This window comes from Corynebacterium sp. HMSC076D02, from assembly GCF_001813815.1.
Lineage (GTDB): Bacteria > Actinomycetota > Actinomycetes > Mycobacteriales > Mycobacteriaceae > Corynebacterium > Corynebacterium simulans.
The window spans coordinates 363,617-376,767 of the sequence record NZ_KV814065.1 but is presented as its reverse complement, the minus strand read 5'-3'; the positions used below and the strand labels follow the sequence as shown (position 1 = coordinate 376,767).

General features: G+C 57.9%; 11 protein-coding genes. 2 read left to right on the top strand and 9 right to left on the bottom strand.

Features of this window, described 5'->3' with window-relative positions:
- Positions 1 to 573, top strand: a 573-nt coding sequence (locus HMPREF2935_RS13260; RefSeq protein WP_210400744.1) for a hypothetical protein, incomplete at its 5' end; no start/stop codon positions are given.
- Here HMPREF2935_RS13260 and HMPREF2935_RS09630 read toward each other — a convergent pair.
- A complete protein-coding gene (locus HMPREF2935_RS09630; RefSeq protein WP_246817817.1) occupies positions 574 to 1,692 on the bottom strand; it encodes a CE1 family esterase in 1,119 nt (372 codons plus the stop codon).
- A 118-nt stretch (positions 1,693 to 1,810) separates the two neighbouring features.
- Between HMPREF2935_RS09630 and HMPREF2935_RS09625 the strand changes: the two genes are divergently transcribed.
- Positions 1,811 to 2,914: an isochorismate synthase gene (locus HMPREF2935_RS09625; protein WP_070732953.1), complete on the top strand. Its 1,104-nt coding sequence runs from the start codon at positions 1,811 to 1,813 to the stop codon at positions 2,912 to 2,914.
- A 67-nt stretch (positions 2,915 to 2,981) separates the two neighbouring features.
- On the opposite strand, the gene HMPREF2935_RS09620 is transcribed toward HMPREF2935_RS09625, so the two are convergent.
- The 8 genes from HMPREF2935_RS09620 to HMPREF2935_RS09585 all read right to left on the bottom strand — a co-directional run bounded on the left by HMPREF2935_RS09620 (position 2,982) and on the right by HMPREF2935_RS09585 (position 12,837).
- Positions 2,982 to 3,791: a fumarylacetoacetate hydrolase family protein gene (locus HMPREF2935_RS09620; RefSeq protein WP_201040690.1), complete on the bottom strand. Its 810-nt coding sequence runs from the start codon at positions 3,789 to 3,791 to the stop codon at positions 2,982 to 2,984.
- Positions 3,792 to 3,864: 73 nt separating this feature from the next.
- Positions 3,865 to 4,881, bottom strand: a complete 1,017-nt coding sequence (locus HMPREF2935_RS09615; protein WP_070732951.1) for a 3-isopropylmalate dehydrogenase — start codon at positions 4,879 to 4,881, stop codon at positions 3,865 to 3,867.
- An 87-nt stretch (positions 4,882 to 4,968) separates the two neighbouring features.
- On the bottom strand, positions 4,969 to 6,555 hold the full coding sequence (gene serA / locus HMPREF2935_RS09610; RefSeq protein WP_070732949.1) for a phosphoglycerate dehydrogenase: 1,587 nt from the start codon (positions 6,553 to 6,555) through the stop codon (positions 4,969 to 4,971).
- 66 nt (positions 6,556 to 6,621) lie between these two features.
- Positions 6,622 to 7,578, bottom strand: a complete 957-nt coding sequence (locus tag HMPREF2935_RS09605; RefSeq protein ID WP_061922132.1) for a hypothetical protein — start codon at positions 7,576 to 7,578, stop codon at positions 6,622 to 6,624.
- A complete protein-coding gene (locus HMPREF2935_RS09600; RefSeq protein ID WP_062041023.1) occupies positions 7,526 to 9,319 on the bottom strand; it encodes a GmrSD restriction endonuclease domain-containing protein in 1,794 nt (597 codons plus the stop codon). The genes HMPREF2935_RS09605 and HMPREF2935_RS09600 overlap by 53 nt, the downstream gene beginning before the upstream one ends.
- A 98-nt stretch (positions 9,320 to 9,417) precedes the next feature.
- On the bottom strand, positions 9,418 to 10,431 hold the full coding sequence (ilvC, locus tag HMPREF2935_RS09595; protein ID WP_062041026.1) for a ketol-acid reductoisomerase: 1,014 nt from the start codon (positions 10,429 to 10,431) through the stop codon (positions 9,418 to 9,420).
- 91 nt (positions 10,432 to 10,522) lie between these two features.
- The gene (gene ilvN / locus HMPREF2935_RS09590; protein ID WP_070732947.1) at positions 10,523 to 11,047 is read right to left on the bottom strand and encodes an acetolactate synthase small subunit; all 525 of its coding nucleotides are present in this window, start codon (positions 11,045 to 11,047) and stop codon (positions 10,523 to 10,525) included.
- Positions 11,044 to 12,837, bottom strand: a complete 1,794-nt coding sequence (locus HMPREF2935_RS09585) for an acetolactate synthase large subunit (protein ID WP_070732945.1) — start codon at positions 12,835 to 12,837, stop codon at positions 11,044 to 11,046. Before HMPREF2935_RS09585 ends, ilvN begins: the two co-directional genes overlap by 4 nt.
- Between the last annotated feature and the right edge of the window lie 314 nt (positions 12,838 to 13,151).

The window sequence follows — 13,151 nt, the reverse complement described above, 5'->3', positions numbered from 1 at the left end:
GACGAGGCCGACAAGATGGTTGCCACGGAGGCGCCTAAAGCCAAGTCTGACAAGAGCAAGAACGAAAGCAAGAACAAGACCGAGCAAAAAGACAAAGACAAGGTCAAGGACAAGAACAAGGACAAGTCCAAGGCCAAGGACACCACCAAGGCCCAAACCGAAAAGAAGGCTGCTAACCCACAGCCACAATCGACGCCAGGCGGCACGGTTATGGGCAGCAAGCCAGCAGTCCGCTCGGCTAATACGGCAGGACCCACTAACACAGGAACCAAGTCAGCACCATCGAAGTCCGAACAAAAGGAAACAGAGAAAAAGAAGAAGGCGTCGGCAAGCGCACACCGCCCCGGACATGGAAATAGCCTTGCCGCCGAAGACGAACAAGGCTATGTAGAAACGGATGCACAAGAATTAAGCTATGGCGTCCCGATGCTCAACTTCTGGGCCGGCGTTCTCTCCGGTATCGGTGCATTCGCATTGCTTTTGGGCACCGGTTTGTTTATTTGGGCTCAGTTCTTCCGAAAGCCAAAGCGCAATCAGGCACAGGAACTAGGCCAAACCCAGCAGATCCTTTAGTTACTTGCGCTTATCAGAAAGGAAGTTCCACACCTCGTTAGAAGTGTCCGGCTCGTACCACCAGGTGTGGTCGCCCTTGACCTTGAGGAGCTCAACGTTCTTCAGGCAGTTGTTAAAGCGCAGGCGCTCAGCCATTGGGCCGTTCTGCTCAGCCTGGAAAGTCATGTCACAACGGTTGCGTTTGAGGTAACCGCCGAGAACCTCACGAACCGGTAGGTAGCCGGCCTCGTGACGGGTGCCGCCCTCGTACTGCATTATGCGGTCATTCACTCCGTGCATGATGAGGGTGTGCATCGGGGCGTCAACGCAGTTCTGCTCGACTGGATTGTAGAAAGCGCCGGAGACTGTTGCCACAGCAGCGAAGGTCTCCTGCGCGTGGCAGCCCAGAACAGAGGTAAAGCCGCCGCCATTGGACATTCCCATCGCATAAACGCGGGAGCGGTCAACGCGGTAATCCTTGTCGACGTCGTCCAAGATGCGCTGAATGAAGCGAATATCCTCGCCGTCGTGAGTCTTTGCATACGGCGCAGCCTCCCAAGCGCGCTCGAAGCCCTCAGGGTAAACGATGATCGCTTCCTTAGTGGCGCCAGTATTTCCCATGCGGTTGTAGCCGGAGAAGTTCTCTGGGGAATCCTCCCAACCGCCGAAGCCGTAGAGTACCGGTGCTGCCACGTCTGGGTTGTAGTTGTTCGGAATCCGCAGCAGGTAGCGGCGAGTCTTGCCCTCGTGCTCCATGTTGATAGAACGCATCTGGCCGTTTGGAATCGGCTGAATTGGGTTCACGGTCGGGTCCGCTGGGACTACCGGCTCGGCTGGTGCGGCAGGATTGACATTTTCTGGCGGCAGCTGCGGCTGAGTTGCCGGCTCAGGCGATACCGCCGGGGTCGATTCCTTAACGCCTTCAGGAATCAGATGAGAGCCATCAGCCGTAGGAGCAGGTGCAGGTGCAGGTGCTGATACCGGGGCTGGCGCAGGGGCCGGAACGGGCGCGGGAGCTGGTGCCGGAGCAGGCGCTTCCTGAGCGGCAGCGAAACCAGGCGTACTGACGACGATGGCCGCGGCGGCGAGGGATACCGCTGAGCGTTTAAGCTTATTCATCCAGTTTTGAGGGCTAAGCACCTGGACTCCTTTGGTAGGGAAAAGATCGCTGTTGACACAGTAATCACCCTTTTCACACAGACCTCATTCAACACACGGGATTCTGTCAAATTTCTCCAAGGAAGTATGCTTGATTCTCATGCACGAGAACAGACCAGCCACCGCACCTGACTTTTTGCTCTCCCGAGCCACGGGATCGGTACGCACACAGGGTTCTCAACGCACCTTTACCGACGTCGAGAAAGCAATAGGCGCACTCCGCGATAAGTCTGCAGAAATGATTGTGGGCGCGCTGCCATTCAACACAGACGAGCCAGCCGCACTCACCGAGCCGAAATCTATTATTCGCGAGGACGGCCCGCTCGAGCCGCCAGCCTATTACCGCCAAGGAAAACTCAACGCACGAGTTACTGGATTCGACCCGGAACCCGAGGAGCACCTGCGCCGCGTCGACGCCGCAATCGCTACAATTCAAACTTCCAAGCTTGACAAGGTGGTTTTAGCGCGGGCCGTCGATATCGAATTCACTGAAGCCGTAGACCCACGTTTGGTAGCTGCGCGCCTTATTGATCTCTCCACGAACCATGACGGCTTCATCGCCGATCTCACCCCGGCGGGCCGCCACGGCGCAATGCTGGTCGGTGCCTCCCCCGAGGTGCTAGTCAAGAAGCAGGGCTCGACTGTCACCGCTTTCCCGCTAGCAGGCTCTGCGCCACGCCAAGCTGACAAAGCCCGCGACCATCTTGCGGGACAGGACCTGCTACGTTCAGCAAAAGATCTCCACGAACACTCCTTTGTGGTCGATCACCTGCGCCGCATCCTCAGTCCGCTGTGCACCACTCTCGATGCACCGAGCACCCCGGAACTGATCAACACCAATGAGATGTGGCACTTGGGCACGCCTATCGCCGGCACCTTGAAGGAACCCGAGCTGACCGCACTGGAGCTTGCCATGCTGGTTCACCCCACCCCGGCAATCTGTGGCACGCCCACCGAGGCCGCCCAGGCACTCATCGAAACCACAGAAACCGATCGCGGCTTCTACGCGGGCACCGTAGGGTGGTGCGACAACAACGGCGATGGCGAATACATGGTCGCCATCCGTTGCGCCGAAGTAGCCGGCAACGGCCTTAGCGCCCGCGCCTGGGCCGGCGGCGGAATTGTCGAGTCCTCTAATTCGCAGGAGGAACTGGCTGAGACCACCGCAAAGCTACGCACCATTCTGCGGGCGTTGGGCCTTTAAAACCACGTCCGCGTTGTGAGTAACGCTCCTCGAATTCCTCGCGAGTAGGCAACGAAGACTTTTAGCTTTAAGCCTTTTCAATCGGGTTCTTAAGCGTGCCAAGTCCCGGAATCTCGATTTCAATCGTATCGCCAGGGAACATCGGCGCGGTACCTGCCGGAGATCCGGTTGTGATGACATCACCAGGCAGCAAAGTATAGGAGGCGGAAATTTCCTCGAGAATTCCGCCCATCTTCACAATCATCTGGTCAGTGTTGGAGTCCTGCTTCTGCTCGCGCTTACCATCGTGAGTCAGGTAAGCATTGATCTTCTGATCATCCAGATTCAATGAGTCCAAGTCAGTTTCAATCCATGGACCCAGCGGGCAGAAGGTATCGATGCCCTTCGCACGCGCCCATTGACCATCCTTGAACTGCAGATCACGGGAAGAGACGTCATTGCAGATGACGTAACCCAAAACGTGATCCTTCCAGTTCTCAGCCTTGATATTCTTCGAAACCTTGGAAATCACAACGGCCAGCTCACCCTCGAACTCCACCTTGGTGGCAAAGTCTGGGATCTTGATTGGCACGTTCGGGCCGACGACTGCGGTGGAAGGCTTGATAAAAATTGTCGGCGGGAGGTGCTCGGCGGACTCGTTGAAGACCTCCGCAACATGGTCTGCATAATTTCGGCCAAGCGCTACAACCTTGGTTGGCAGGGTCGGAGCTAGCAGGCGAACTTCGCTCAGCTTCCACTCGCGGCCAGTCGGTTCTGGAGTGGTAAACGGAGTACCGGCAATCTCCTTTGCCGTTAGTTCCTCGAGTGGGGCATCCTTCGGCCCGTCAATGATGGCAAAGCAGATTCCTTCTGGGTGAGCTATTCGTCCTAAACGCATAACGGCCATGCTACCAATTTGCGTTCTTCACTCGTTAGCTAAGGGTGCATGTAAATTCTTTTCACACCCGAGCTTAGGCTAGCGCGGCCGCAATCCTGTCGCCGACTTCTGCGGTATGGATCGTTTCATTGCCCCGCTTGGCGACGTCGCCTTCCACAGCGGCTTCAATCCGCACCGCATTTGCATCGTCTCCGAGATGCCGCAGGAGCATCGCCGCCGACAAAATGGCCGCAGTCGGGTCGGCGATCCCCTTACCCGCAATGTCCGGCGCCGAGCCATGCACCGGTTCAAACATGGAAGGATTCACGCCTGAGGCGTCGATGTTTCCAGAGGCTGCGAGCCCGATACCGCCCGTGATGGCACCGGCCAAATCCGTAAGGATATCGCCGAAGAGGTTATCGGTAACAATGACGTCATAGCGCGAAGGATCCGTCACCATAAAAATGGTCGCAGCATCGATGTGTTGATAATCCACGGTTACGTCGGGATACTCCGCGGATAACTCGTCGACGGTGCGCTGCCACAGCCCACCCGCGTTGACCAAGACGTTGGTCTTGTGCACCAGAGTCAAATGCTTACGGCGGCTCGCCGCCCGCTCGAATGCGTCACGCACAACGCGCTCGACACCAAAGCGGGTGTTTTGGGAAACCTCCGAAGCCACCTCATATTTGGTGCCTTCCCGCAAAGTTCCACCGTTGCCGCAATAGAGACCTTCGGTACCCTCGCGGACCACCACGAAGTCAATCTCTCCCGGGTTTGCCAAAGGCGAGGTTGCCGTGGGATGGAGCTTGGCAGGGCGCAGATTGACGTGATGGTCAAGCTCGAAGCGCAGCTTTAACAGCAGGCCCCGCTCCAAGATGCCGGGCGCAACCTTATCGGGCGCGCCGATGGCACCGAGCAAAATCGCATCATGCTCACGCAGCGACTCAAGGTCGGCAGCAGTGAGAAGCTCGCCATTGCGCAGGTAACGGCGGCTACCGAGGTCAAATTCAGTCACCGCGATATCGTCACGCACGGCACGCAATACCTTGAGCGCTTCCGCAGTAACCTCAGGCCCGATGCCGTCTCCACCAATAACCGCCAGTTTCATGATGCGGGATTCCTTTCTCACATAATGGATATGGGAATCAGGTTAGCAGACCCTTCAACGCTATTTCTCGAATTTCCGCCTCCCTCTTTAAGCGTCGAGATCCAGCTGCACGCACTCCGCACCGAGAGCCGCCTTAATGTCATCAACCATCTCGTCTGGCACCTCTTGCTCGACGCGAAGAATGAGAACGGCGTCGCTTGGCGTCTTGCCCTGCGTCAGTGCAGCCGCCACGATGTTGATCCCGGCGGCCCCCAGCTTGGTGCCCACCGTGCCGAGCGCACCGGGGGCGTCATCGTAGCTAAAGAAGAGGTTGCGGCCCGTTGCCCGCATGTCGACGCCACGAGCATTGATGCGGATGATCTTCTCCACGCCGTCGATGCCCGTGATGGCGCCAGTCAGCTGGGAGGTCGAGCCATCCGCGCCAATCACCATCACCACGAGTGAGGAACGCTGCCCCTTCGATTCAGCCTGGGTCCGCACGTCCACGTCGACACCGCGCGCATGTGCAATCTGCATGGCGTTAACAAAGGTCACAGGCTCGTCGACGACGCCACTGAACAAGCCGCGCACAGCCGAAAGGCCCAGCGCCGAGACGTCCTCGTTAGCGAGTTCGCCGCGCGCCTCTACCTCGATGGCAACCGGTGCCTGGCCCAGCAACTTTCCTGCGGCAAGCCCCAGCTTTCGTGCGAGATCCAGCCAACCGGCCACTTCCTCGCCCACGTGTCCCGCAGACACGTTAACTGCATCGGCAACGAATTCGCCGGAGAGCGCCTTTAGAACAGAGGCCGCCACATCCGTGCCCGCCCGGTCTTGCGCTTCCACCGTCGAGGCGCCTAGGTGCGGCGAAGCGGTCACCTGCGGCAGCTGAAATAATGGCGAATCAGTGCACGGCTCGGTTTCGAATACATCGAATCCTGCTCCCCTATGCCTGCCCGCCTTAATGGATTCCGCCAGCGCACTTTCATCTACCAAGCCGCCGCGTGCGGCGTTGATAAGGATTTGGCCCTCCTTCGCCTTAGCAAGCAGCTCCCCGTCGAACATCCCCGCGGTCTCTCTCGTCTTAGGCAGGTGAATGGTTACGAAGTCAGCGCGGCGCATAAGCTCCTCAAGCTCCACGAGCTCGACTCCCAGAGCGGCAGCACGCGCTGGATTGGCATAAGGATCATGGGCGATGATGGTGGTTTCAAAGGCCTTCAAGCGCTGGGCAAACAGTTGGCCAATGTGGCCAAAGCCAACGATTCCGACGGTCTTGCCGTAGATTTCCACGCCCTTGAACGAGGAGCGCTTCCATTCGCCGTCGCGCAAGGACTTATCGGCTGCAGGAATTTGCCGGGCGGTAGCAAGCAGCAGGGCAATCGCCTGTTCGCAGGCACTGTGAATATTGCTGGTTGGCGCGTTGACCACCATGACGCCACGCTCGGTGGCAGCAGGGATATCAACGTTGTCGAGCCCCACGCCCGCACGCCCGACAATCTTGAGGCGCCGAGCTGCGGCGAGCACCTCGGCGTCGACTTGCGTGGCGGAACGCACGAGCAAGGCATCCGCTTCCGGCACCGCAGCGAGCAGCTCGGCGCGGTTTGGCCCATCGACCCAGCGGACTTCCACCCCATCTCCCAATGCTGCAACGGTGGACTGGGCAAGCTTATCGGCGATTAATACGACCGGCTTCGACATGACTTCCTTAGTTAGGTTGTATTGGGCAAACGCATGAACCGTGCATACGTTGCAAGGAAGTGTAGTTTATCCCTGCCAGCCTTGAGCGATTTTTTCGCTAAATTCTTTCGGTTGACCGAATTCGGGGCCGAGGGCCACTACTGGCCCGTTTTCGAGACCGATAACCATGGCCGCGCCCACCTTGGTTGCCGTGGGATCCGGGTCCGGCATCATCAGAATGGTGCCGCCATATGCGTTGGCGTTGGCAACATTGACCAGCGGAGTCTGCGCCGTGGCAACGATGTTCGGCGCCATCTGCCCGTCCCTGCGGGTCTGGCCAGGAATAGCCGGCATCTTCTCGTGGGTTATCTCCTGCGGCAGCGGCTGCCATGCTGCCTTCAGCTCGAAGCGGTCGTTTGCATCCAGTCTCGCTACTTCCTCGACCATGCGTGCAGGATTCGCGATCACCTTCGAGGTAAATGAATAGGCCGTGTATTCTCCCAGCGCCTTAGTGTTTCCCGGGTCATGGACAAATTGATGTTCGTGCTCATGGCCCGGATGGAAAGTATCGGCGAAGGGAACATCTCCCACAGTCACCACGAGGCCCGCACCGATGTCGTCGACCAAGCGCAGAATCTCGCTGCGGTTGGAATCGTCGTAGACCACCATCGGCGCACGTTGCGCGATAGCAATTGATGCCGCGCGCAGTTTTGCCGCGTCGGAATTTTCCGCCACGAACAAGGTATGCGACTTATTAAAGAAAAGCCGCGCTGATTCAATACCCCATTCGTCCTGAACCACCGTCACTTTATCGACGAATTTCGGGTCAATAAGCTGGTTCGTATTCTCCGCATGTGCACGCATCAAATCGATGTCTTCTTCTGACATCTCCGCCAACGCAGGCGTGACGAGCTTTTCCCCACGCCCTATGTCAGAGCATGCATAAAGCGTGGGAAGCATAAGCGCGGTTAACGACGCCGCGAGAACCTTCTTAACGCCCAAAAGCTCGCGGGCCTTCCTCACCGCCAGAGAGGTTGGCTTCATCAACGTCGCGGATTACCTCCTTGTCGAGCGCATATTCAACGATGCCGACGAAGCGTTCACGTCGATCCACGAAGAATTGCTCGGCCTTAGTCGAACGGAAAAGGTCGATGTTGAGCTCGTGCGAGGAAAGTACGGCGTCGAACTCGGCATCTTCCATGATCGACTTGGACTGTACACGCGGCAGGTAGCGCTCCGGCGCATAGCCATCCAGAACCACCTCGGTGCGCTTGCCCATCGGCGTGCGGTTCAAAACGGAGTTGGCAAGAACGTCACTGATGCCATGGCGCTTGCACCAGTTCAGCGGGAAGACCGGATAAAAGCCCGGCTTGAGCTCCTCGAAAGTCTTGCGGCTAAATTCGGTACCCGTGCGCCAATCGCGTGCACCGCGGGCCATGAGCAGCGCATAGAGACCGTGCCAGACTCCGTCGTGCTCACCCACCGAAAGCAGGCGGGACTCGCGGAAGGAAGCATCTTTCACGGTCTTCGGCATCTCCTCGGTATCGCCAGCAACCCAGGCGGTGACCTCGTCGACGTCGCGTGCCGCGCGCAGCATAACTGCTGAGGAGCCATAAAGCTCACCAAATACGCCACTCCAGAACCAACGGTTCAAACGGTCCCAGGACTTCTTATCCGCCAAGACGCCACGGCGACCGGCCAGGCGAGCCAGAATCACGGCCAACGGAATGATCTGCTCGTTATAAGGCACCTGCTCCAGGCTCAAGATGCAGCGATCCGCCAAGAACTCTGCGACCTCGCGGAAGGTGATGCGCAATGTTGCCGAGGCATTCTTATACTCGTCCAGTGACAGCTGCAGTATATCCTCACGCTGCCCGCCGGCTGCTCCCTTCTGCCCGGAAACATATAGCGAGACCGCAGAAAGAAACTCGGTGCGCCCGATTCCGTCAAGCGCCGCGCACTTGCGCAGATCGGCCTCGACCAGCGCCCAATCATCCGCCAAATGGAACTTTGGATCCTCGGAGGCAAAGACTGCGGTGAGCAAATCGAATACGTCCATCTGCAGGCCGGCGGAGTTTGCCTGCGCAAAGATTGAGCCAATGCCCGCCTGCGCTGTCTCGCGGGAAAGACGAATCATCGGCACGTTATAGCCAGAAAGCGGACGCAGGATGCGGTTGTTAAAGGCCGCGACAACCTCGCGATTGACGCCGTCGCCGACTGCGGCCAGCTCGAAGAGCATGCTGGTGCCCTCTTCGCTCAGCAGCGCCGATACCGGAATGCAGCAAGCACTTAGCGCAGATTCACGGTCCACGATGGTGCCTTCAATAGCCGGCGCAAAGTGGGAGCAAACCTCACCGCGTTCATCGACGGCGAAGACAGCTTCATCCGGCATAACTTCATGCGAGATGGCCTTGCGCAAGTCCATATAGAAGGTGCGGGTGACCTTCTTCGAACGGAAGTCGGTAGTGGCAACCGAGCCGTTGCCGCGGAAGCAATGATAGAGCGTGGTCAGACGCTGTTGACCATCCAACAATAAAAGTCCCGGGTTGACGCCGGTATCGGGAGCGCCCGCAAGCGCCCGGGGCTTAAAGCGCATGGGTTCGTTGCGCGTATCCAGCGCCATGAGCGCGCCTATGGGATATCCACGCAACACCGTAACGATGAGGGAACGGATGCGATCCTCGTCCCAGGAATATGAGCGCTGAAAGTCAGGAAGCTGAATATCGCCGCGGTCAATGCGTGCGAAGAGGTCGTTGAGGTCGTAGCTTGGCGTCGTAAAACCCATAACTTCGACAGTACCCTCGCTCACACGGCATTGCCCGTCCAGAAATATATCTCACATATTCGCAATCATTCAGACATCAAAGCCACACCGATGGCGTTCTAGAACCCGCCCTGCGCCGGCGTCTGCACCCAGCTCATGAGCTCACGCAGCTTCGTACCGGTCTCCTCCACTGGGTGCTGGGCAACCTTGGCGCGCATATCTTCCAGTTCCTTGTTGCCGCCTTCAACGTTCGCGACCAAGCGTCGCACAAAGGTGCCGTTCTGAATGTCAGTCAGCACATCCTTCATGCGTGCCTTCACGGAAGCGTCGATGATGCGAGGACCCGCCAGGTAACCGCCAAACTCAGCCGTATCAGAAATGGAATGATTCATGGCGCTCAGGCCACCTTCGTAAATGAGGTCCACGATGAGCTTGATCTCGTGCAGGACTTCAAAATAAGCCATTTCCGGCTCGTAGCCAGCCTCAGTCAGCGTCTCGAAGCCATACATAATTAACTGCTCGAGGGAGCCACACAGAACCGCCTGCTCGCCGAAGAGATCGGTTTCGGTCTCGGCCTTAAACGTCGTTGGAATGACGCCGGCACGAGCACCGCCAATAGCGGCAGCGTAGGAAAGCGTCAGATCGCGGCCTTCCCCACGCGGGTCCTGCTGCGTTGCAATCAAGCAAGGCACGCCCTTGCCGTCGATAAACTGGCGGCGCACCAGATGGCCCGGCCCCTTCGGCGCAACCATGCCGACCGTGATGGACTCATCCGGCTTGATGAGACCGAAGTGAATATTGAGTCCGTGGCCGAAGAAGATCGCGTTGCCAGGCTCCAGGTTGGGTGCAATATCCTCGGCAAAAATCTGCGCTTGCGAGGTATCCGGAGCAAGCAGCATGACGATGTCGGCCCACTGCGCAGCCTCAGCGTTGCTCATAACCTGGAAGCCAGCTTCTTCAGCCTGCTCTCGGGATGCAGACTCCTCGCGCAAGCCGATAGCAACCTCCACGCCGGAGTCGCGCAGGTTCTGCGCGTGCGCATGGCCTTGAGAGCCATAACCAATGACGGCGACTTTTCGATTCTGGATAATGGACAGGTCAGCGTCGGCTTCGTAAAAAGTCTCGATTGCCATTTCTTTAATTCCTTACTGTGTCAATGGTGGGTGTGGAACCTAAGTCCACTTGTACCACACTGTGAGATTGAATGTTCGTGTTGTGAGATTCTTATTTGGAGGGGGCCAGAGTCTTAGGCCCGCGCCCCAGCGCCACGTGGCCAGACTGCGCTAGTTCCCGGATGCCAAACGGCTCCAAGACGTCGAGCAATGCTCGTAGCTTACCCGGCGTACCGGTTGCCTCGACGACAACCGACTCTTGCGCGACGTCGACTATGCGGGCCCTAAAAATATTCACCGCATCCACAACCTGCGGGCGGTTCGTGTTGTCAGCATTGACCTTCACCAGCATGATCGCGCGGGCGATGCTTGCCTCTTCTTCCAGCTCCACCACCTTGAGAACCGGCACGATCTTATTCAGCTGCTTGGTCACCTGCTCGATAATGACGTCGCAGGCATCAACCACGATGGTAAGCCGGTTTATCCCCTCCACTTCGGTGCGCGCCGAGACGAGGGAAACTAAGCTGTAGCCGCGCCTGGTGAACATACCGGTCACGCGCGAGGCTATTCCCTCAATGTCCTGGACCAATACCGACAGGGTATGGCGAGTAACTTCATTCGTTGCTACCTGACTCACTTTTCTTCCCCAGCTTTCTCAAACAATGGGCGCAGACCCCGCGCGTATTCAATTTGTTCATTGGAAGCGCCACCGCCAATCATGGGCCACACTTGCGCATCGTGCCCCACGATGAAGTCGATGACCACCGGTCGGTCAGTTATCTCCCGCGCCCTGCGTATGGCAGGTGCCACCTCTTCCGGAGTGGTCACCCGAATCGCTTCGCATCCAAGAGCCTTGGCCAGTTGGACAAAGTCCGGCAGATACTCGTCAGGCTCGCGCAGCTTGGCGTGCGAGTAGTTCCGGTCATAGAAAAGGGTCTGCCATTGGCGCACCATACCCAGGTTGCCGTTGTTTATGACGGCCACCTTAAATGGCAGCCCCTCGATGGCGGCAGTGACCAATTCCTGGTTGGTCATCTGAAAGCATCCATCACCATCAATTGCCCACACTTCTTTATCTGGACAGGCAGCCTTTGCCCCCAGCGCCGCGGGGACCGAATAGCCCATCGTTCCCGCGCCACCAGAATTCAGCCACGTACGTGGATGCTCAAAATCAATAAACTGAGCCGACCACATCTGATGCTGACCGACTCCCGAGCAGTAAATGGCTTCAGGTCCAACAAGCTCGCTGAGTTGCCCAATCACATATTGCGGATTCATCGACCCATCCGGGGTCGGCTCGTAGCCGCGCGGGAACTGCTCGCGCAGCCCCGCCAGATAACTCATCCACTCCCCAATCTCGGGCACGGCTAGTTGATCATCCCGAACGAAAGCCTTCCGCAACTGGATAAGCACCTCTTTAGCATCGCCAACGATGGGTACCTCGGCCGCACGAATCTTGCCTATTTCGGCTGGATCAATATCAGCGTGGATCACCTGCGCACGCGGAGCAAAGGTTGCCACTTCTCCCGTAACTCGATCATCAAAGCGCGCACCGACCGCTATCAGAAGATCCGCTCGTTGCAGGGCGGCAACCGCAGATACAGTTCCGTGCATACCGGGCATACCGAAAAATTGCGGGTGCGTAGACGGGAATGCTCCCAAGGCCATGAGGGTAGTAACCACGGGGACACCCGTAAGCTCCGCAAACTCCCTTAGCTCCTGCGCAGCATTGGCCTTGATTACGCCACCGCCGACGTACAGCACCGGCGCCTTCGCCGAAGCAATCAGCTGGGCGGCCTGCGCAATCTGCCGCGGGTGTGGAATGGTGTTGGGCTTGTATCCTGGCAGATCAATTTCCGGCGGAAACTTGTACGCCACCCGCGCATTTTGCACGTCCTTAGGGATATCAACCAGCACCGGACCAGGCCGGCCTGTGGACGCCAAATGAAAGGCCGCAACAATGGCAGTGGGGATCTCCTGCGGATCGGTGACGATGAAGTTGTGCTTGGTAATCGGCATCGTCACACCCCTGATATCCGCTTCCTGAAAGGCGTCGGTGCCAAGGAGCCCAGTGCCCACCTGCCCCGTAATGGCCACCACCGGCACGGAGTCAAGGTTGGCGTCGGCAAGCGGCGTCACCAAGTTGGTCGCCCCAGGGCCAGACGTTGCGATCATAACGCCCACTTTCCCTGAAGCTTGCGCGTATCCCTCAGCGGCATGACCCGCACCCTGTTCATGACGCGTGAGCACGTGCCGCAGCTTCGCAGAACGGTTCAACGCATCGTAGAGTGGCAGAACTGCGCCGCCTGGGATGCCAAAAACGATCTCAGTACCAAGATCCTCTAGGGTCCGAACAATGGCCTCAGCGCCGCTTAGCGTTGCCGGCTTCCCCTGCATTGCAGAGGCTACCGTTGCCGGTGTCGGCATTTTTGTAGTAGCCACTTCCAAAACGCTCCTTTTACTAGGTCTCGGTATCTTTTGCGTTTTCTCCCCAATGGGTGGCGAGGAGTCCTTAAGCTTTCGGCGCCCAGGGTGCGGCGACGAGGCTTACAAGCTGACCAGAAATAACAAAAGCCCCCGTTCCAACTACCTGGTAGGTAGTTGGCGAGGGCGTTTGCTTTTCGACGTCGCTAAAGAAGTTGCTCGGCGACTCGATGCGGCAAACGCCGCGCCGGTACTACTAGCTGAAGTCGAATAATGATCATGGCAATTACTATACACATACAGGTATTCAGGATGCG